Annotated in this window: 20 protein-coding genes and 1 pseudogene; 17 read left to right on the top strand and 4 right to left on the bottom strand. The window is 50.8% G+C overall.

Annotated elements, in window-relative coordinates:
* The first annotated feature begins 14 nt into the window (after positions 1–14).
* From IPJ12_02355 to IPJ12_02275, 17 genes and pseudogenes are all read left to right on the top strand, one after another.
* A complete protein-coding gene (locus tag IPJ12_02355; GenBank protein MBK7646032.1) occupies positions 15–284 on the top strand; it encodes an acyl carrier protein in 270 nt (89 codons plus the stop codon).
* A gap of 24 nt (positions 285–308) precedes the next feature.
* Entirely contained in the window at positions 309–1,160 is an 852-nt protein-coding gene (locus IPJ12_02350; GenBank protein MBK7646031.1) for a hydrolase 2, exosortase A system-associated, read from the top strand.
* Entirely contained in the window at positions 1,157–2,065 is a 909-nt protein-coding gene (locus IPJ12_02345; protein ID MBK7646030.1) for a hydrolase 1, exosortase A system-associated, read from the top strand. The genes IPJ12_02350 and IPJ12_02345 overlap by 4 nt, the downstream gene beginning before the upstream one ends.
* A 13-nt stretch (positions 2,066–2,078) precedes the next feature.
* Positions 2,079–2,927, top strand: coding sequence for a hypothetical protein (locus IPJ12_02340; protein ID MBK7646029.1), 849 nt, complete (start codon positions 2,079–2,081; stop codon positions 2,925–2,927).
* A 53-nt stretch (positions 2,928–2,980) separates the two neighbouring features.
* Positions 2,981–3,241, top strand: a complete 261-nt coding sequence (locus tag IPJ12_02335) for an acyl carrier protein (GenBank protein MBK7646028.1) — start codon at positions 2,981–2,983, stop codon at positions 3,239–3,241.
* 171 nt (positions 3,242–3,412) lie between these two features.
* The gene (locus tag IPJ12_02330; GenBank protein MBK7646027.1) at positions 3,413–4,264 is read left to right on the top strand and encodes a methyltransferase domain-containing protein; all 852 of its coding nucleotides are present in this window, start codon (positions 3,413–3,415) and stop codon (positions 4,262–4,264) included.
* A gap of 210 nt (positions 4,265–4,474) precedes the next feature.
* Positions 4,475–6,943 (top strand): VanZ family protein, encoded by a 2,469-nt coding sequence (locus IPJ12_02325; protein ID MBK7646026.1) that lies wholly within the window; start codon positions 4,475–4,477, stop codon positions 6,941–6,943.
* Positions 6,944–6,951: 8 nt separating this feature from the next.
* Positions 6,952–7,686 carry a hypothetical protein gene (locus tag IPJ12_02320; GenBank protein ID MBK7646025.1) on the top strand — a complete coding sequence of 245 codons (735 nt, stop codon included), beginning with the start codon at positions 6,952–6,954 and terminating at the stop codon, positions 7,684–7,686.
* Positions 7,687–7,935: 249 nt separating this feature from the next.
* Entirely contained in the window at positions 7,936–8,334 is a 399-nt protein-coding gene (locus IPJ12_02315) for a hypothetical protein (GenBank protein ID MBK7646024.1), read from the top strand.
* A gap of 121 nt (positions 8,335–8,455) precedes the next feature.
* Positions 8,456–10,134, top strand: a pseudogene (locus IPJ12_02310) (asparagine synthase).
* Between the two features lie 106 nt (positions 10,135–10,240).
* Complete coding sequence (locus IPJ12_02305; protein MBK7646023.1) at positions 10,241–11,785, top strand: MBOAT family protein; 1,545 nt, start codon at positions 10,241–10,243, stop codon at positions 11,783–11,785.
* Positions 11,785–13,005 carry a hypothetical protein gene (locus IPJ12_02300; GenBank protein ID MBK7646022.1) on the top strand — a complete coding sequence of 407 codons (1,221 nt, stop codon included), beginning with the start codon at positions 11,785–11,787 and terminating at the stop codon, positions 13,003–13,005. Before IPJ12_02305 ends, IPJ12_02300 begins: the two co-directional genes overlap by 1 nt.
* Positions 13,006–13,284: 279 nt before the next feature.
* On the top strand, positions 13,285–14,538 hold the full coding sequence (locus IPJ12_02295) for a glycosyltransferase (GenBank protein MBK7646021.1): 1,254 nt from the start codon (positions 13,285–13,287) through the stop codon (positions 14,536–14,538).
* Positions 14,539–14,552: 14 nt separating this feature from the next.
* Complete coding sequence (locus tag IPJ12_02290; protein ID MBK7646020.1) at positions 14,553–15,734, top strand: hypothetical protein; 1,182 nt, start codon at positions 14,553–14,555, stop codon at positions 15,732–15,734.
* A gap of 66 nt (positions 15,735–15,800) precedes the next feature.
* Positions 15,801–17,030, top strand: coding sequence for an oligosaccharide flippase family protein (locus tag IPJ12_02285; GenBank protein ID MBK7646019.1), 1,230 nt, complete (start codon positions 15,801–15,803; stop codon positions 17,028–17,030).
* Complete coding sequence (locus IPJ12_02280; GenBank protein MBK7646018.1) at positions 16,922–17,611, top strand: oligosaccharide flippase family protein; 690 nt, start codon at positions 16,922–16,924, stop codon at positions 17,609–17,611. The genes IPJ12_02285 and IPJ12_02280 overlap by 109 nt, the downstream gene beginning before the upstream one ends.
* Position 17,612: 1 nt before the next feature.
* A complete protein-coding gene (locus tag IPJ12_02275) occupies positions 17,613–17,909 on the top strand; it encodes a polysaccharide biosynthesis C-terminal domain-containing protein (GenBank protein MBK7646017.1) in 297 nt (98 codons plus the stop codon).
* An 11-nt stretch (positions 17,910–17,920) separates the two neighbouring features.
* Here IPJ12_02275 and IPJ12_02270 read toward each other — a convergent pair whose 3' ends face one another.
* From IPJ12_02270 to IPJ12_02255, 4 genes are all read right to left on the bottom strand, one after another.
* Positions 17,921–18,784, bottom strand: coding sequence for a GNAT family N-acetyltransferase (locus IPJ12_02270; protein ID MBK7646016.1), 864 nt, complete (start codon positions 18,782–18,784; stop codon positions 17,921–17,923).
* Positions 18,785–18,825: 41 nt separating this feature from the next.
* On the bottom strand, positions 18,826–19,803 hold the full coding sequence (locus IPJ12_02265) for a GNAT family N-acetyltransferase (protein ID MBK7646015.1): 978 nt from the start codon (positions 19,801–19,803) through the stop codon (positions 18,826–18,828).
* 87 nt (positions 19,804–19,890) lie between these two features.
* Positions 19,891–20,850, bottom strand: coding sequence for a polysaccharide deacetylase family protein (locus IPJ12_02260; GenBank protein MBK7646014.1), 960 nt, complete (start codon positions 20,848–20,850; stop codon positions 19,891–19,893).
* Positions 20,847–21,287: a hypothetical protein gene (locus IPJ12_02255; GenBank protein ID MBK7646013.1), complete on the bottom strand. Its 441-nt coding sequence runs from the start codon at positions 21,285–21,287 to the stop codon at positions 20,847–20,849. Before IPJ12_02255 ends, IPJ12_02260 begins: the two co-directional genes overlap by 4 nt.
* Positions 21,288–21,391 lie beyond the last annotated feature (104 nt).

The raw sequence follows: 21,391 nt of genomic DNA, 5'->3' as shown, positions 1-21,391 counted from the left end.
TCAATGGAATACAGATGGCACTGAATAAAGAATCGATTGAAGCCGAAATCAAGGCCAAGGTAGTAGAGATCGCGGCCCAAACGGGAGATGATGCTTCTGAGTTGGCTTTGGATGACATCATCCCGGCAACAGGCCTCATTGACTCGACCGGCTTGCTCGAATTGATCACTTGGTACGAGAAAACATACGAAATTCCTTTGGCGCAAGAGGAAATTAATATTGACAACCTCGGTACGCTGGCGCGAATGGCTGAGTTTGTGCTCCGAAAAAAAGGGCTGATTTAATCAGCCGCAACTCGAGACGGTATTTTGTTGGGAACCACCTCATCTTTGCCGCACCCCTTCTTTCTGCCAAGTAGCCTTGGGCGGATTTTCGCTGTTTATCATGCCCCTGTCGGCGCTACCAAGCCATGGGGCAATGTACTCGTTGTTCCAGCGTTCAATGAGGAGATGAATCGCTGCCGCAGCATGGTCACCACGCAAGCTCAGGCATTGGCGAAACTTGGCGTTGGAACCCTGGCCATCGATTTGTTTGGTACCGGCGAGAGCGATGGGGAGTATGGCGATGCGCGCTGGGGCATCTGGATTGAAAATGTGCGTCAAGGAATTGAATGGCTTGACGAAAAGCCGGGGGGGGGTACGGGTCTTCTGGGCATTCGGTTAGGGGTTGCGCTGGCTCTCGCCGCACTGCAACAGGACCATAAGAAACGAGCGCTAATTGCCTGGCAACCTATTGTTGACGGTAAGTCCTGCCTGACCCAATTCATGCGTATGCGTATCGCTGCCAATATGGATCGAACAGACATACCTAAAGACACTACGGCAGGAATGCGGGCACAACTAGCGGAAGGCAGGAGCATCGAAGTGGCAGGTTACGAGATCCACCCTGAACTAGCGATGTCCATTGAGAGCCTTCGGCTAAGTGAGTTGATTCCGCCTGAGTCGGTGTCAATTGCCTGGCTTGAAAAAGGTGGAGGGGAAGAAAATGAGATATCTCCGGCCAGCAAATGCCTACTTGCTGCTTGGCAGCCAGCAGGAAGAACCACTGAAGTTATACCTTTTGACGGCCCCGCATTCTGGGCCCTGTATGAACGGTTTCTTGCCCCCGATCTTGTGAAAAAAACGTCAGACTGGGTCCAACTGTTGCGGCCAACGAAATGAACGAGAAACCCATTGTTATCGAGTGTGCTGCCGGTTACCCATTGGTTGGCATGCTTCATCCGGCATCCGGAAAACAGGAACTCGGCGTTCTAGTAATGGTTGCTGGTGGTCCTCAATACCGCATCGGTGGCCACCGCCAACTGGTACTTTGGGCGCGAAAAATATCAGCACAAGGCTTCCCGGTGTTTCGATTTGACTTCAGTGGGATGGGAGACAGCTACGGGGAATACCTCGACTTTGAAAATACTGAAGTAGATATTGGTGCTGCCATCAATCGGTTTTTTGAAGAAACACCTTCGCTAAAACAGGTTGTTCTTTGGGGGGAGTGCAATGCCTCTTCCGCGTCACTGGTCTATGCCCATAAGGATCCACGCGTCAACGGAATCGTCATGCTCAACCCGTGGGTTCGAACCGAGCAGGGGCAGGCAAAAGCTGTAGTGAAACATTACTACTTGGATAGGCTAACCCAACGTTCGTTCTGGATAAAGGTGTTTAGCCTGAAATTCGACTTTCTTGGTTCCATTCGCTCTGCTATACAGATGATCTCCCTCGCCCGCGGACAGGGAGCGGGTGGTGATCAGGATAAAGCTACCCGGAATGCAGAAACTGGCGTAGACCTCAGGCCGCTGCCCGACCGGATGCTCGATGGACTATCGCAGTTCAAAGGTCGGATCATGCTGGTGATGAGCGGGCGGGACCTGATTTCCAGGGAGTTTGATGATCTGCTTCAAGCAGCGCCTGCATGGCGCAAACATCTTGCTGCGCGCTCCTTGGTTCGCCACGATCTTAAATACGCTGACCATACATTTTCATGTAGAGAATGGCGTGATCAAATTGCGGAGTGGGGAATCGAATGGCTTCTCAGTTTTGCGCCAAGTGAAGGCATCGTCAAGGACAGCAAGTAGCGGATTGAATATCATGGCAAAACCAATTATCGAACCGATTACTGATGCAACGCTGCCCGAGTTTGCAGTCTTCCTTGAAGCTAATATGCCAGTGAGGCGGATGGCTAAAGACTGGGCCTCGGGATTGAGGACCAGTTGGGGGAGGGAGCGCCCCAACTACGGTTTCCTGATGCGAAATGAAGGAAGAGTTGTTGGAGGAATCGGGGCGTTCTATGCTGACCGGATTATCCGTGGCAAGAAAGAAAGCTTTTGTAACATTACCAGTTGGTGTGTTCTAGATAGTCATCGCAAGTACAGCATGCAACTGGCAATGAGTGTCGTTGGGCAGGCGGGCTATCACTTTACTGATTTTTCCCCAACCAAGATCGTTGCAGGCGTCCTACAGTTCCTCAAATTCAAGGCGCTGGATGAGGGCGTTGCGGTAATCCCCAATTTGCCCGTAGTTCCCTTTCATGGGCGTGTAGTTACTGACCCAGTTAAGATCGAAAGGGCGCTACCAGCCTCGATGGCAAATATCTGGCGGGATCATTCATCTTTTCCTTGGCTGAAGCATTTGGTGGTTAGTGGGCCGAAAGATTGTTGTCATGTTATATACAAGCAAGGGAGATTCAAGGGCATGGCTTGTGCAAACATTGTCTATGTGAGTGACGGGAGCGTATTTGCTAAATATCTGACCCGCCTGAGTTGGCATTTTTTCTGGCAAGGCATAATGACAACTCACATTGAGAGAAGAATGTTGGGGTGCCTGCCAAAGCTGGCACGACTAAGAACAGGTTTTAATCACAAACAGTTCCTCAGTCACACGCTTGAAGCTTCAGATATTGATTATTTGTACTCTGAAACTGTCGCTATGGACTTGTAAGCTTATCTGTGGATACTATCGACACATTGTGTTGTCATGTTGGAGGGCGAAATATGAGTATTCTGCAGTCTGTACTAACAATCCTTGATAATGAGCTGAATCTCAAGGGAAAAGCCTTGGCTTTTACCGAGGATACGAAGTTGCGAGGTAGTCTGCCTCAACTTGACTCTATGGCAATCGTCTCTGTCATAACAGCAATGGAAGAGCAACTGGGTTTTGAGTTTTCAGAAGATCAACTTGATGGTGCGATATTTGAATCGGTCGGATCGCTTGTGGACTGCGTAACTCGATTACTTGCTACGGACAATGCCTAGCGGTCTGTCATGCTTGATGTGATTTGGATAACTGAGCCATGGCTTTGCTTGGCTTTATATGGGCGACCCATGCCATATCACTCGTAGCGGGATTGCGCTGAATCCGGTAAGTTGAGCTTCTTTTCTCTTCGTATGCTTATTGAACGTTAGCTAGCTTTGATGGAGGTCGTCATGAAACAGGCAGAAAAAGTTCAGCGGCAGTTTAATCAACAGGCAGAGCGCTTTGCTACATGGGAAGTTACAGGTAACGAAGTGAACCTGCATCAGTTTTCCCGCTTCTGTAAACTGCAAGCAGATGACAGAGTATTAGAGGCGGCCTGTGGAACCGGGCATATGGTGAACTATTGCGCCCCTAGCGTTGCTTCAGTGGATGGTGTCGACATTGCGGAACGCATGATCGCATTGGCGCAGGTCGAGGCCGAGCGCAGGCAAGTCGGCAATGTCCGTTTCTCAGTAGGACCGGTGGAGTCTCTACCTTTTGCGGACGGCGGTCATACCGTGGTGATGAGCCGTGCTGCATTCCATCACTTTGCCGATCCCCGAAAGGTGATCGATGAGATGCTGCGTTGCTGTTGCTCCGGAGGGCGACTTTTTATCCAGGACATCATCGGCTACGGCGATCCGGAGATCGATGCCTACGTGGAAGAACTGGAGATCGCTATCGACAACTCCCATGCACGGACTCTACAGAGGGATGAGTTCACCGAACTTTTCACAGAGGTCGGTCTGGGAGGTATTCATGGCGTCGAATTTCGCATCCGCCTGGACTTGGTCAACTACGTGGGACATGCCGTTCAGTCGGAAGAGATGCAGACGGAAGTAGAGATACTGATCGAAAAGGGTTTGGGGGATGCAAAACTTTCAAGCGTCTTCGAGCAGCACGACGGACGCCTCTTTCTGTTGCGAAATGTGCTGTTTCTCGGCGGACGGAAGGACGATGCTAATCGCCCGGAGGAGGGAGCGCAGCGGCCGCGGATTCTGCGCCTCAAGCTTAGCGAGCCATCAAACCATCCTTTGCCTTGAATTGGGCACGGGGACTTACCGCTCCTTTGCTTTGTTCATCGCTTCTCGTACTTTGCGGCAGGGAGTGATCTAGGCAGCTATCCAAATAGCGGGAAGCACTGAGCCGTCAAACACGACTAAGCCTGACGCATGCACTCTCTGAAATCTCGGTACCCCCTTATTCTCTCGATCTGGTTTGGCTATATATTTTTTGTGGTCTATGGGAGTTTGGTGCCCCTGGATTTCAAACCGCTCCCATTTGATCAGGCATGGGCCACCTTTCAGCTCATACCAATGTACGAACTCGGGGTGGAATCACGTGCCGACTGGATATCTAACGGCGTACTCTATGTTCCGGTTGGCTTTCTAACGGCTCATCTGCTGATACAAAAATTTTCCGACGCTTGGCGTGTTTCTCTTTTATTTCTTGGTGCGCTATTTTCATTTGCACTCGCATTCGGTGTTGAGTTCACGCAGTTGTTTTTCCCGCCGCGGACTGTCTCTCTAAATGATATTTTAGCCGAGTGTGTTGGGAGTCTGATTGGTCTGATACTTGTCGTACGTTACTCAGACTGGTTCAAAGCTCTCCTACATGCTGTGTTCAGCAATCCTGGGTGGCTAGCATTACGGCTTGTAGAGGCCTATCTTGCCGGGTATGTTGCCTTCAGCCTTTTCCCTTTTGACATACTGCTTTCACGCAACGAATTAGAGCAAAAAATCCTGGGGGGAGGTTGGGGGCTGCTACTCGCCGACGATGCGCAGGGCAATGTTCTAGTTGCCCTAAAATTGATCGCCGAAATAATTCTGACTCTTCCTTTTGGTTTATTTCTCGGTTACCGGGCGGTGGGTCCATCTGCTAAGTTAAAACAGGCTGCCTGGTGGGGCTTTGGGCTTGGCTGCTGCATCGAAGTCGCACAGTTCTTTACTGCCAGTGGCGTTAGTCAGGGACTCTCCATACTAACCCGCATTCTAGGGGTGTTTGGAGGAGTGGTGCTGTGGAACCATCGCACAAGCTGGTCGCCGGAACGAGTCGCGGCACTTGTAAATCGCTATGTAATTCCAATTACCGTAATTTATGTTTTTGTCCTTCTACAAGTGAACGGGTGGTTTACCCACGGATGGAAAGGAGCAGATTATGCAGTTTCCCAACTCATCGATTTGCATTTTTTACCCTTTTATTATCATTACTTTACGACAGAAGCGAAGGCGCTTTTCAGTCTCGCCAGCGTGTGCTTGATGTATCTACCGATTGGGCTACTCAGATGGTCAAAAGACGGATCACCGTCTCAAGCTTTTTGTTATGCCTTCTTCGCCAGCAGTATTGTTGAAGCGGGCAAGCTATTTCTGCAAGATTTGCACCCCGACCCGACCAATCTTGTGCTTGGCGCGTTAGCAAGCTCTGGCGTCGTTTATTTGGCGCGTGAACTTTCCAAAGCAACGGCGCCAGTTCAATTGCTGGGAGCCCAAGCCGAACAGCATCCTATGCCAGCAGGAAAACAACGCCTGAAAGGTCGTAGTAAGGCTGATCACCGATTGCCGTATCCGGTCATGTTTGCCGTGCTGGCATTTGCTGCATACTGGGCAGCAACCTTTCCGGCCCAGCCAGTATTTCTCAGCCTTTTTCTTTTATTATCTGCTGCAACTATTTGGTCTCGGCCTGCCTCGTTAGTCATCATTCTCCCAGCGGCCCTGCCGCTTCTTGATCTTGCTCCTTGGAGTGGGCGTTTCTTTTTTGACGAGTTTGACCTGCTCGTTATCGTCTGCCTTGCCGTTGGGTACGTCCGGGTGCGACAGATACCCCGCAAAGCTCGACGCACTGAGACACTCTTCAGAATCGTAGCTGGCCTGCTCTTCATCAGTTTCACAATTAGTGCCATCCGCGGGTTGACCCCTTGGCACATGCTTGATGCCAATACGTTTTCAAACTACTACAGTCCGTTTAATACATTGAGAATCACCAAGGCGGCACTCTGGGCTTTCTTGCTGTATGGTCTCCTCGCGCGCATCGTGTTTGCTGGTCACAATGTACCTAAGCTATTTGCCTTAGGCATGGTGCTTGGCGTAGCGGGGACGCTGCTCGTGGTTGTTTGGGAGCGTATTACTTTCCCTGGACTCCTAAACTTTAACGATGTCTATCGTGTCACGGGACCGTTCTCGCAAATGCATGTCGGGGGGGCGGATGTCGAAACCTATTTAACAATTGGTACGCCGTTTCTGGTCATGCTGCTTTTTGATAAATCTTCTCTTTGGCTTCGAATTGCTTGTGCTTTGCTGCTATTGGTCACTACCTATGGTGTCATGGTCACATTTTCCAGAGTTGGGTATCTCGGTTTTGGTGTGGCATTCACACTCGCACTGCTTGCTGTAATAATCAAGCGCTCAGACAACAAACCTATTCAGCTATTTAATCGCGCAGCCATTCCACTAATGCTTTTCCTGGCTGTTCTAGGTGTCGGTACCCCAATTTTCTACAGTCAGTTTGCACAGGAACGGCTCGGCCTGATCAGCACTGACCTTACGGCTCGCCAAAGTCATTGGGAAGCTGCTCTGAGGATGCGTGACTCAGACTGGGCCACGGCCCTTCTGGGAATGGGGTCGGCCGGTATCCAGATATTCACTTTTGGCGCAGTAATGAAAAGAAAGCAGCGCCTTATTGGCTTGGAACAGAGCCCGAAAACACATTTCTCAAACTCGGTGTAGGTAGCGCAATGTATGTCGAGCAGTTCATTTCGCTACAACCAGGCAATGATTATGTAGTTGAATTGAACGTACGGAGCCCGTCGCAAAATGCTCAACTGACGCTATCAATCTGTGAAAAATGGCTGCTGACCTCGGCCCGATGCAGTTCCGAAATTATCAATTTCAACGGAGATGGTAGCTGGCAGCCAGTCAAAATGCACATTGGGTCCGGGAGTCTGGGACAGGGGTCTTGGCACGAAAGCCGACCAGTCAAGTTTTCGCTCTACAACTCCAGCAAGAGTGCAACCGTCGATTTGGACAACATCAGGATGATCGATGTCTTGGGCGCGAATCTTTTGGCCAACGGTAACTTCTCACAACAATTTGATCATTGGTTTTTCTCTGTAGACAACGACCTTCCTTGGCATATCTGGAACTTCCCAATTCAAGTATTGTTCGATCAGGGCTGGTTTGGCGTGGTTGCCTTCGGCTTGTTTGTAATCTTCGGTCTTTGGCGCGCTGGGCGACAAGCTTGGCGAGGAAGTGCCGAGGCTGGCGTCTTCATGGCTGCCGGAACAGGGTTTGTTGTGATTGGGGCCATGGATAGCCTGATTGATAGCCCACGCCTGCTTCTGTTGTTTTTGCTTGTTATATGGCTATGTTGGAGTTGTGCAAGTCCGCCTAAGCTAAAAGGCGATTTTATTACTCGCAAGAAGGACTCGAACGCCAGCAAAAGCATTGAAGGGCGGGGGGCGCAGACCTAATCCTGATTTTTCTTGGCGGTTAGTGTCGGGATTCTTTACATCAATGCTAATGGCTTGAATAGTATGCTTATTAGCTCGTTGTTTTAACGATATATTGTTGTTTTTATTTTTCAAGGTGTGAAATGTGCTTCGATGGGAAGGTTGAGTTACCCGAGACTAGCGACCCTGCCGTCACGATAAGCACCCAGTGCTTGTTGTTGCGAGCAGAAAAATGTTGCAGTGGTTATTCCATTAAGAAAAGGAAATAAAATGAAAAAACATGTGCTTATGTTTGCAATGATGCTGATCGGTGCGGGTGCTGCGATTGCGGCTTGTCCAGGTAATGGCTACTTGTCGGGGGCTCAGGTAAGGGCTCTGCTGACCGGGCTAACGGCTTGCTCGCCTGCCAACTGTAGTGGTGCAAACTGCCAGTGGCAAGAGAATCATCAAGCTGGTGGCTCGTTAGTTGAGCAACACGCTGGGACTGTTGCGGATCCTGCTGAAACGGTAGGGAGGTGGCGTATTGCAGGTAATACAGGGGTGATTACTCATGATTATGGGACAGGTGGGAGCTTCGATTATTCCGTCAATGACAATGGCGCTGGAAATTACTCCTTTTGTGGAGCTAACGTAGAATTCACGTTTTCGGTTAAAGCTGGCCGTTGTTGATGCCAAAGTGAGTTTTTGAACGCCAACGGCCACCTTAGCATGGCCGTTGGTTTTAGGCACGTATGACGTTCAACGTTTTGTTTTTGTTCGTGCAAATTTTCAAAGTAAATTGGTTCCATTCATGACAAGTTGCAACACGGATAGCCTTGTATTCGGCAAGCCACGCTTCAATGATTCTTCATTGGCAAACACAGTCAAGCGAGAGGGAGAAGAAGCCGCTTGGCGCGAAGCCTTCCAGCGTTTTGGAAGCCAGGCTCCTGAACAGGTTTTAGGGATTTTTCCGTCGCGTTTCGTTTACCAGATGGCGGTGCTTTTCTCGCAGTAGACCGTTTCGCGATCCGTTCGCTCTGTTACCGTCAAGTTGGTAACCAGCTTCTATTCGCCGAACGTGCCGACCAACTGGCAGATGCAAGCACCGAGATTGATCCGCAAGCAATTTTTGACTATCTCTACTCGCACGCTATCTCTTCGCCGAGAACCATCTACAAAGGTATCTACCGAGTTCCGCCAGCGCATTACGTTTTATTCAAAAATTCCCGGTTGACCGTAACACCCTATTGGACACCGGCCTTTGAAGAGGTGTCACCACCTTCCTTTGATCAGTTACGCGACGAATTCCGAACGCTTCTGCAACAAGCAACCGCCCGCCAACTGAACGGTGGCAAAGCAGGGTGCTTCTTAAGTGGCGGCACGGACAGCTCCACGGTTGCCGGTATGATCGGCTTGGCGCACGGCACACCGGCAGCAACGTACTCCATCGGCTTTGAAGCCGAAGGTTACGATGAAATGGAGTTTGCCCATATAGCCTCCAAGCGATTCAATACCGAGCATCATGAGTATTACGTAACACCCGCGGACCTGGTACGTAGCATCCCCATGGTCGCAGCAAGCTATGACCAGCCGTTTGGCAACTCTTCGGCGCTGCCTGCCTATTACTGCGCAAAAATGGCAAAGGATGATGGTGTTACACGCATCCTGGCGGGCGATGGTGGCGACGAACTCTTCGGCGGCAACTCACGCTACGCCAAGCAACGCATGTTCGATTGGTATCAATACATTCCAAAGCCTATTCGCACAGGCCTGATGGAGCCTCTTCTGAACACCCGTCTCGCTGGCAGTCTGCCATTGGTGAGCAAGGCATCCAGCTACATTGAGCAAGCCAGCGTCCCGATGCCTGACCGCTTGCAAATGTACAACCTGATTACTCGTTTGGGTATCGATCAGGCGCTAACCAAGGGATTTTTGGGACAAGTCGATATTTCCTCGCCGTTGCAGCATCAACGCAAAGTGTGGGCTGGTGCGCAAACCACTAACAACACCAACCGTGAATTGTCATTCGATTGGCGCTACACCCTGGCCGAAAGCGATCTGCCAAAAGTCTGCGGCACCACCCGTCTCGCCGGGCTGGATGTCGGCTTTCCCATGCTTGATGACGACCTTCTGGCTTTCTCGTTGCGTTTGCCAGTCGACCACAAACTCAAAGGCCTGAAACTGCGCTGGTTTTTCAAGGAAGCACTGCGTGGTTTCCTGCCGGATGAAATCATCACTAAGAAAAAACAGGGCTTCGGGCTGCCGTTCGGGGTCTGGGTTACCCGTGATCAAGCATTACGAAAACTGGCTTCTGAATCGGTTCGTGGCTTGGTAGACCGTGGCATTCTACGCGCCGACTTTGTCGATGACCTGCTGACCAAACGTCTTTACGAGCATCCTGGGTATTTCGGAGAAATGATCTGGATATCGATGATGCTGGAACAGTGGTTGCAGGCTCGATCGTCCGGATTTTTAATCCCCAATCGCTAGAGGAATAATTTATGGGGTCCAGGCTGCCTTCAGTGTTCTTCTACTGGCAGGGCATTTTGTATGGCTGCCTGCCAATAGATCTTCTGGGTTCATCATTTGGTAACTTGTGCTTTTTAACTCCTACTCATTCCTTTTAGCTTTTCTGCCGATTACCATCCTGGGATTTTTTATCGTCGGGCGCTTGGGCAAGATAGCAGGTGCCGCCTGGTTGGCCGCCTGCTCCCTATTTTTCTATGCCTGGTGGGATTATCGTTATCTGGCTTTGTTGGTCGCCTCCATCTGCGCCAACTATTTCGTCGGTCGCTATATCGCCCGACACACCGCCAGCGCCAAAGGTCGCCTGGCGCTGGCCGTCGCCATTACCGCCAATTTATTGCTTCTCGGCTACTACAAATACGCCGATTTCTTTCTATCCTCGTCCAATGCCATTCTGGGCACAGACTGGCCGATACTTGGGATCATCCTTCCGATCGGCATCTCCTTCTTTACCTTTACCCAGATTGCCTTTCTAGCCGATGCCTATGCCGGCAAGGTCACCGAATACCGCTTTATCTACTACGTCCTGTTCGTAACCTACTTTCCTCACCTGATTGCTGGTCCTGTCTTGCACCACAAGGAGATGATGCCGCAATTCGATGAGGATAAAAATTATCGGCCGGATGCAGCAAACTTCGCCATCGGCCTCACCATTTTCGCCATTGGCTTGGCCAAAAAAGTACTGATAGCGGACAACCTTGCGAGCTATGCGGCACCTGTATTTTCCTCAAGCATCGACTCCCCTTCGTTATTTATCGCTTGGGGTGGCGCCTTGGCGTACACCTTCCAACTGTACTTCGACTTCTCCGGCTACTCTGATATGGCCATCGGCCTGTCTAGACTGTTCGGCATCCGTTTGCCCCTCAACTTTAGTTCGCCCTATAAATCTCACAACATTGCTGAATTCTGGCGGCGTTGGCATATGACCCTGTCGCGCTTTCTGCGCGACTACCTTTACATCCCGCTTGGCGGCAATCGTCACGGTGCCTTTCGTCGTCAAACCAACCTCATGACCACGATGGTACTGGGCGGCCTTTGGCACGGTGCCGGATGGAACTTCGTCATATGGGGCGCCCTCCACGGCGGTTTCCTGGTAATCAACCAGCTTTGGCAAAATCTCTGTCGACGAATTCCTGTCAGCCTGCCACCTCGCCTTGGCCGCTTTCTTGGCGTTGCCCTTACCTTTCTCTGTGTTGTCTTTGCATGGGTATACTTCCGTGCCCCTGATCTCTCTACAGCGAATCGCCTAATTACCGGCATGCTGGGAGGATTTGGCGCTGCGCTGCCCGATCCGATCCTGTCACGCCTCGGCCCCCTCAAAGCCTTTGTCGAAGGGCTGGGTATAGTCAGCTATCTGGGAGGCGGTGCAAATTTTGTTGAAACCTGGTGTTGGGTTACGGCAAGTTCCCTGATCGCTTTTGTTGCACCAAACACCCAACAAATCATGGGGCATTTTGAGCCTGCATTGCCAGAAGAAAGCCGTGCTAAACGTTCTTCCACACCCATTCTCGCTTGGTCTCCCCAACGAGGACACGCTGTCGCCATGGGGCTAGTATTTGCACTTGGAGTGCTCGCGCTAAGTCGCCCGACAGAATTCCTTTACTTCCAGTTCTGATGCACACCCCACCATCAACGTCAGCTTGGGCAAGTTATTTGCGCTGGATGCTGTCGACCGTCGTAATTGCCATCGCCATAGTTGGCTTGTTCAACTCGTTTATTGACCCGCTTGGTGTATTTGGCTCGCCGCGTATCGCTCAGGTCAATGCGATAAAGCCGCACCTGGATCACCACCGTGAACTCGCTCGTTACCAAGGGGCATACCGCTTATGTCCCAATACTGGTATCTTCGGAAATTCCCGTGCAGAAATTGGCTTTGATCCAGAAAACCCAGCATTGGCAGCGCAGGGGCTTTCAGCATTCAACCACGCCATTCCTGGCACCGGAGCAGGCACCTCGTTACGTCAGATTATCTGGCTCAAAAATGCAAACTGTTTGCCAAAAACCATCTTTTTAGGTGTTGATTTTTTTGATTTTCTCGGCGGATCACCGCCGCTCAGCTCCCCTACGATTGGAACTGAGTCGGCGCCACAACGTGATGCCCGCTTTTATGCCGAGTCCGTGTTTTCCATAACCGGCCTCCGCGACTCACTCACCACACTATTCCTGCAGCGATCCCGCTATCCCGAGACTTCGACCGATCATGGATTCAACCCGCTGTACAACTACATCCCTGAAGTGGAACAAAGCGGGCACTACGCCCTGTTTCGTCAACGAGCTGAAGAAAACGTCCGGAATTGGATGCGAAAACCGATGCAACTCAGGCCAAAACAAGGTGGCATTTCTGATGACGAGGCCATGCTCGAGGCCATTCTCACGCAAGCAACCGATGGCGGCAGTATGACGTACTTGATCATTTACCCCTACCATGCAGAGATTCGCATGATGATCGAACGCCTTGGAATGGGGCAACTATTCGCAGACTGGAAGCGACTCGTCGTTGGCATTGCCGAAAAAAACAAGGATCGAGGCGGCAAAGTACAGGTATGGGACTTCAGCGGCGTGGCGCCTGAAACCCTCGAAGCCATTCCTGTGAAGGGGGATCGAAAAACCCATCTTACCCATTATTGGGAAGCGGGCCACTTCAAGAAGGAACTCGGCGACATGGTGATCCAACGCCTGCTTGGCAAGCAAAACAACTTTGGCATCAAACTGGACAAGGGAAATATTGAAAGCTGGTTAGCTGAAGATCGCCGTCGCGTTCAAACCCTTCTCGACAGCCCCTCGCCCATTGCCGGAGAAGTTGACGACCTGCTCGCGCACCGCGAAAGAAAATAGCTGAGCGTTGGGCCCATCCAAGGGCAAATGACGCGTCTCGATCTCGGCATCATCGCCTTCTGGTGGTTTGCTACCACCAGTTAATTTTGAGAAGTGACAACTATTGCACAGAGAGTTTGTCTGTGAACAGATAAAATATATGACTCATAGGTTTATTACGGATTGTAGGAAAGCAATGACTTTGGGTTGTATTTCGTCATAAACGTTACTTTCGTTAAATAAGCTGAAGTTATCGATAATGTGGCGACCTATTTACGCCAAGGGATAAATTGCTGAATTATGCATAAAAACAAGCGAGTATTAATTGTTGCGTATCATTTTCCGCCAGTCAAAGTCAGTAGCGGAATCCAGCGAACCCTAAAGTTTTGCACCTACCTGCGAGAGTATGGCTGGGACCCATTGGTCCTTACGATTGCACCTTCTGCATATGAAATGACCAGCTATGATCAACTGCAAGAAATTCCGAATGACGTAATCGTAGAACGCGCATTTGGCTTAGATACATCACGCCAGTTGTCCATTGCAGGCAAATATTTCCATTGGATGGCCCAACCAGATCGCTGGATCAGTTGGTGGCCCGGTGCGGTATGGACTGGCATGCGAATGATCAAGCGCTACAAACCGGCGGCCATCATGTCCACATTCCCGATTGCTACTGCACATCGGATTGGCTTAAGCCTGCAGAAACGAAGTGGGCTTCCGTGGGTTGCTGATTTCCGTGACTCGATGACAGAGCCTGGCTATCCGCGCGACCCTGTGACGTGGAAAATTCAGCGGAAACTTGAAGAGCAGGTGGTAAAACACTGTGCAAAAGCTGTGTTTACCACAGAGCCAACTCGGCAGATGTATGCGGAACGTTACCCGGAGTACGACAATGCACGCTGGGCAGTTATCGAGAACGGTTTCGATGAAGAGAATTTTCTCGACGCAGAGACAGAACTCGATTCAAACCCACTCGGGGCAGATGGGCAGATAACGCTCGTCCATAGCGGTGTGCTATATCCTCAGGAGCGAGATCCCCGGCCATTTTTTGCTGCACTTGCAAAGCTAAAGCGTGCCGGAAAAATTGGCGCTCAGAATCTTCAGATCATTTTGCGAGCGACGGGTAGCGATGGACTTTACCAGCCAATGATTGCCGAATTGGGGATTGCCGATATTGTTCGCCTTGAGCCGGTCGTTGCCTATCGGGATGCGCTACGCGAAATGTTGCGAGCCGATGGCTTACTCTTGTTGCAGGGGAGTGTATGCAACCATCAAATTCCTGCCAAGATCTATGAATATTATCGCGCCGGCAAGCCGATTTTTGCGCTTGTTGACCCAGCGGGCATCTCGGCTAGCATGCTTAGAGAAGTTGGTGTGCCGGATATTGCCGATATTGCCAGTGCGGAAAATATCGCAGACACGCTGCTTGGCCTGATGGCAGCCCTGAAAGAGGGCCGGCGAGTTGGTGTGGCAAGAGATGCGGCGGCCAAGAATTCACGCAAGTCAAGAAGTGCGGAGCTTGCAAATCTATTGAACAAACTCACAGCCTGAAGCCAGGAGCAAACATGGGACTCATGAATATTGCATCACGCCTCAAAGAGCGTTACATCGACGAACGGCAGCTGCCAAATGAGGCCAAACAACAACTGGAACTAGATCGCTCAGGCTTGCCTGAGAGCGATGCCGGGCCTGAAGCAGTCGCCGCTGCAGGCATCCAATGGCTGAAACGCTCACAAGATAAATCTCAGTACCAAGATGGAGGTTCGGCGCGGGATTACAGCCTGGTCAAAGGCTGGGCTAGCTCATATCCCGAGACTTCTGGCTATATCGTCCCGACGCTCATCGATTATGCCGACAGGACTAACGATCAGGAACTGCTGGAGCGAGCCAAACGAATGCTCGACTGGTTGGTTTCCATTCAATTCCCCGAGGGTGGATTTCAGGGAGGAAAAGTAGATGCCAACCCGCATGTTCCGGTCACCTTTAATACGGGACAGATCCTGATGGGTTTGGCGGCAGGTGTTCGCACATTTGGCGATGCCTATCGCGCCCCAATGAATTTGGCGGCGGCGTGGCTACGCGATACCCTAGATGCAGATGGTTGCTGGCGCAAGTACGCAACGCCATTTGCGGCTCCTGGCGAAAAGGCTTATGAAACGCATGTCTCCTGGGGGCTTTTTGAAGCTGCACGTTTGACGCCTGATCAAGGTTTTGGCGAAGCTGGCCTAAAGCAGGTTGGCTGGGCGCTGACCAAGCAACAAAAAAATGGCTGGTTTGCCAGCAATTGCCTCGAATTACCGGACATGCCGCTCACGCACACGATCGGCTATGTACTGCGCGGAGTGATTGAGGCCTACAAGTTTTCCGGGGATGCCAATCTGCTAGTGGCAGCTCAACGAGCCGCCGATGCACTGCTCACGGTGATTGAACCAGACGGCCGCATTGCCGGGCGTCTTGACCATGAATGGAAACCCGCAGTCGAATGGGTTTGCCTGACCGGTAGCGTTCAGATCGCCGCCTGCTGGTTTATCCTGTATTCGATTACCGGGAAAACCGAATATCTGAAAGCTGCAAAGCTTGCCAACCGATATGTCAGGCGGACCGTCTATTTGACGGGCAGCCCAGACGTTATAGGCGGAGTTCGTGGAGCTTATCCCGTCAATGGAGAATATGGTCGGTATGAGTACCTGAATTGGGCCGCGAAGTTTTGCGTAGATTCTCAACTCATGGAAATAGCAGTTGTCTAGAACAGACCGTTAGTCTTGGTGTCGGATAGCATATCAATATTGTGGACTATATTTCCGGAGGGCTTAATGATGAATATTATTCCTTGGCGTATGAGAGCTGCAATTTCAGAACACTTTCCGCTGGCATATCACCTCACATCAAACCTGTTCCGAAAACGTGAAGGCGAGGAATATTGGGACAAAAATCTTGCTGAATGGTGGGAGCACGATGTTCGTCGCTGGCCAACCAAGGCCAAAATTATCTCAGAGCGATGCGATCCGGCCGGGGCACTCATCGATATCGCCTGCGGCAACGGAAGCATTCTCAGGGATCTTCGTGGGCTGGGGTTCCAGAATCTTTCAGGTCTTGAAATTTCCAAGTACGCCGTCAATCGATTGCGAGAAGAAGGCTTTACCATGTTTCATGGTATCTTACCGCGCATTCCGGCGCCGAATCAGAGTTTCGACACGGTAATTGCATCCCAAGTGCTCGAACATATCATCCGGAGAAATACTTTTGCGTCCGAAATTTCACGAATTATGAATCCGGGGGGGCAAGCCTTTATCTTCGTCCCCAATGATTGTCTTGGCCCGATTGACGAGCCCGAACATGTCATCAAGTACAACCGGAAGACTTTTGAGTTATTTCTCAAACGACATTTCGATGATGTTTCTGTAGATATCATCAAGGGTGCCAATTTTGCGATGTCGATTTTGTTCGGCCACGCACGCAAATCAGCTAAAAGGACCGCATTAGTGAGTCTTCGCAGTCAAGTTCTTGCCGGGCTAAAGTGGACTGTCTTGGGGCGATTGAGTTCGCAAGTAGTTACTTGGACAATTACAATCTACGTCATTCGCTTGCTCAGCCCCGAGGACTACGGGCTGATGGCACTTGCCACCATATTTAGTGCGCTGTTTGCCTTGGTTGCTGAAATTGGGCTCGGTCCCACCTTGGTACAGAGCAAGGACTTGGCACCGCAACGACTTCAACAGATATTTGGACTTATCCTTTTATCAAATGGCGCAGTGTGCCTGATGATGGCCCTGCTCGTCGCTCCTGCTGCAGCTTTGTTTTTTGGCGATGCTCGTCTGGAGTTGGTCATTCAGGTTATCGCGCTTCAATTTATTCCAGCCGCGTTTGCTGTGGTGCCAGGCGCCTTGCTGGAACGTGAGATGAAATTTCGCGGCAGGGCCGTTACTGATCTTGTATCAACTGTGGGAGGAGCATTTATAACCCTCTTTTTGGCCTACCGGGGTATGGGGTATTCGCTCTGGCGTGGGGTTATATCACAGTCACTTTCCGGTCCATCGGCTTGAATATTGTTGGCAAGTATCCGGGGCGCCCGCTTTTTAGCTTCGCCGGTTGCGGCAAAATGTTCAATTTTGGCCGTAATGTTGCAGCGGCTCAGTTGGTCTGGTTTTTCTATTCTCAAGCCGATTCATTTATCGTTGGCAAATTGCTTGGCAAGCACGATCTGGGAATTTATTCTGTTTCGATGGACTTGGCCTCGTTGCCGGCCTCACGAGTTTCGGCAATTCTGAATCAGATCGTTTTTCCATCGCTGTCAAAGGTAAAAAGAGATGGTGGTTCGGTTGGGCCTTACCTTCTCAAAGGAGTGAGGAGCGTAAGCTTGCTGTCGTTCCCTGTTATGTGGGGTATTTCGAGTGTTGCCCCCGAACTGGTTCAGGTGCTGTTGGGTGAAAAATGGGCAGAGGCTGTGCTTCCACTCGCACTTCTTTGCCTGATTATGCCATTGCGAGTCCTTTCGCCATTATTACATGCTGGCCTGCATGCAGTGGGGCGTGCTGATATCAGTTTCCGGATCACCTGCATAACAGCAATAGCCATGTGCAGCGCTTTTTGTAGTGGGGGCTCAATTTGGATTGATTGGACTTAGTTTGGCATGGCTTTTAGTCTTCCCTTGCGCGTTCTTATTCAACTTGCTTAGATCCTGTAACCACATGGATCTTAAGGCGAGAGAGCTTGCAAAAACTTTAAGTAAGCCAGCCTTGTCATGTGGGCTTATGTATGCTGTCGTGGCTTTTGTTCGTCAGATATTTCCTTGGTCAGGAGGGGTCAGTAACCTGATCGTACTAATTATTGCCGGCGCTATCGCCTATATTACTTTTACCTTTATCTTTAATCGTCAAGGAATAGAAGAAGTACGAGGGTTGCTGAAGTACAAGGCAAGCTGAAATGCTCAACTTTAGGAGCCTTTTTGTTGCAAGCGGGCATGCCAAAAGATGTTGAATATTTCATACTGACCGGTATGCTTAGTTTTTCGCAGCGAGTTGGCAATCCGGCGAGAAAGAAAAGCAAAGACGGGGCGTTGTTTCTTGTCGTTCAATGCGGATGCCGCAGAAAGTAACAGGGTCGCTGGGTCGTTCGTCAGTACGTCTCGATTTGGCAAGAATACCGCCTTGTGGCGTCCGATTCTTGCAATACCAAGTGTTCCGATCTGATTATGCTCAAGCTTGATGAGCTGACTATCGGCGATTTTCCACGGAAGCCATGGGGGGCGAATAAATAACTCGTCCGTGATCACCGGAGCACCTTCTGTTCTATCAATAACCTGATCAATCAAGGTCATCGCCTCCGCCAACAACCTTACGTCACTTGTTTCCACCAATTCATGATGAACAGTATTCGGTATGCCCTCCTCAGTGCCGCGGAATACTACTCGAACGAAAGGTAGTTTCTTAAAACCAAGTTTGATTGCGAGATCGGCAGAAGCGTGATTGTTTTCGGCCACGTAGCAACTACAGTTGCGTGCCCCTAGCTTGGCGATTTCAGCCAAGCCCTCGTGCATGACACGCTCGCCAAGACCCATTCTGCGAAAATTCGGAAGGGTGTAGAAATAGCCGTAGTACCAAAGATCGCTGCAAGTAGGAGACCGGGAGAAGAGCGAACGCGATGCAACGATTTCGTTATCAGAATTTGCGAGCGCACCAATCACAATCGTAGACTCGCCAGCGAGCCAGCGCCCTACTTCCTGCCGGATGCCTGACCATAAAATGGGCGCATCAGGCTCATCAGCGTTTCGCGTCCAATAATCCCGTCGAAACGACAAGGAAAGGCGCCTGACACTCAAATCATGGAGGGGGGCTACCATCAACGTGTGTCGCGTCCATCTCTGGCGCTGAGTACGACATTCCGCACACGGTGGGCGAGGGTCCGCAATCCTACTTTTGCTGCAACCAAGCCCGGTCGCAACGATTTCTGCCCACTGATGCACGATCGTTCGATAGCACCGAAACCAGTCTTGAATTTATAAAGACCGTGATCAGCAGAATCCGGTTGCGCTGCTGTGGCTGACATTCCTCCCAGATTGAATTCACGAACGCCTTCCGCAAATTCCTGCTGGATGGCGAACCAGAGCAAACCCTTCGGAGCGTTCAGTGATAGCCCATCAGGTGTTGCTCCACCGTAAAGATAGTAAGAATTGGCGCCAAATACGCCGATCACCACGGATGCAATGGCAGCGCCATTTTTTTCAGCCAGATAGACGCGAGCACGACCCGATTTGACAAGGTGTTCCCAGAGCGCTCTATAGGTAGACTCACGCATCGGATTCCCCGGTTTTCCCTGAGCCCTGTGTCGTAATGCTGTTTCCTGTTCAATGCCATGCAGCGCGGAGACTACTCCGTCATCTGATCTGACCCGGCATTCGACACCCGAACGCTCGAAACGTCGAATGTCGTTGCGTAGTGTGGGTCGCATGCCATTCCAGGTTGCTTCCAGGCCCTGTTCAAGCGACAAGGCAAACTCGAATCTTGCATTCTCAGCATATCCCAACGGTGCCAGTTGGATTGGGGAGGCACCGTCATAGGCAAATGAGTTGAGTTGAAACTCGCTGACACCCTGGCGGTGTAAGACCTCTTCGATTTCGGCAATCGCCGCTGCCCGGTCAATGGCGAGCGGAATGCAATCAGCCGACGCGCTAGGCCAGCGAGACATAGGCCATTTGCCTGATGCAGGGAGGTAAACGATGGCTGCAAAGGAATTGTCTCCTTGGCTGCTTTCCAGAAACAAGGGACGCAAGTTGTTCTGGCTGCAGGCGAAGGCTGCCCACTCGGTAGTCAATTGCATCGGACCGTTTTGCGATGCTATCCGCTGGTTCCAGCGGGTCGAATCAACGGTACTTAGTACTGATATTTGTTTCAAATTTGATCCCACCTAGGTTCTGCCTGCCAAGGCAAGAGCACAACGGATACCGAATCTTGCGGGGGTACGATCCCATGGCGTAAAGCGAGGCATCATGAAAGGATCGGTTTGGACCGTTGCGATGGCTTGTTGGGTTGTTGCTGCCGCAATAAAGCCTGCTTGACGGAGCATTTCGATATGCTGAGACGATAGGTCAAGTTGTGTATTGCCATTTGGATAGGCGAATACCTTGACGGGTTCGGCCAGGATTGTTTCCAACTCGATCTTGCCGCGTGTTATTTCCGAATAGGCATCATCGTCTGTGAGCGATTTAAGAATCGGATGCGTGTGGGTATGCCCGCCAAGTTCCATTCCTGCGGCGCGCATAGCTCTGACATCATCGGCACTCATCATTAATCCGGATTGATCATCGACGCCGGCGTGCCGTGAAATTTTCCGAGCAGTAGCTTCGCGCTGGCCGTGGGGTTGGTACTTGAGTTTGCCCAGGATCGTTCCGATGGCATTGACCCGGTTTGTCGGGGTCGTCAAGTCGTATTGGTCTAGTCCAAACTTTTTCAAGTCCACCGTTTCGTTCGGTAACAGTCGGATGGCCTCGATGATGTCATCATTCCACATTCTCCCCCCGCCAAGAAAACTCGTAGCAATGAAGAAGGTAGCGCTCAGGCCATGTCGCTGGAGTATCGGCAGTGCGACCGAAAAGTTGTCCTTGTATCCGTCGTCAAACGTGATGCATGCAGCTGCTTTTGGTAGCGAACCACTCTTCAAAAGGCTGACAGCTCGACCGAAAGGTAGTACGTTGAAATTCCTGCCGATGAGGCGAACCATCCAGTCAAATTGCTTGGCGTCAGGTTCGCCAGGCAACAATGAATCCGGCTTGGCCAAGACGCGGTGAAAAATGAATACCTGAAGCTTTCCGCGAGCACCTCCTGGAGACAGGAGGTTAAGCACTGGCTTCATTAATCCCAAGGTCATTTCCGAGTAGCCTTGCCGGAGCCACGCATTTCAGCGATGAGTCGTTCTAAAGGTTTGGAACCTGGGGCGTTTTTCAAACCTTCTTCCGCAACAGTCGCGGCTTCGTGCTGCTTCCCCTGTTGCATCAGGCGTTGTGCCCACCATAGATAAGCTGGCCAATATTCTGGGTTTGCTTCCCACGCTTTTTTGAAAGCGACTTCGGCATTTTTGTCATCCTGCAAACCGAGGTATGCTTGGCCGACTTTTAGCCTCATTTTCTGGTAGCAAAGCAAATTCGGGAGTTGACCTTTCAATTGAGAAATAGAAATCTGCAATAGCTCCTCTAAATAGAGACTTACGAGCAGCATCGGTTTGACCTGCGCGATAAGTCCTTGCCAAGGAAACCAAGCCCCAGCAATAGTGGTGAATATGCATGAAATCGTTACCAAGCCGAGCACGCCATCCAGCCTCGTTGTCTGGTTTGAAAAAGTTAGATGCGACGTTCCCTTGATTTCTGCAATAGGTTGGAAGCAACTGATACTCTTCCTTGGTCATCTCGACG

It is taken from the genome of Betaproteobacteria bacterium (assembly GCA_016709965.1).
Taxonomy (GTDB): Bacteria; Pseudomonadota; Gammaproteobacteria; order Burkholderiales; family Rhodocyclaceae; genus Azonexus; species Azonexus amarohabitans.
The sequence above is the reverse complement of the archived record's forward strand: the minus strand, read 5'-3'. Positions and strand labels throughout refer to the sequence as shown.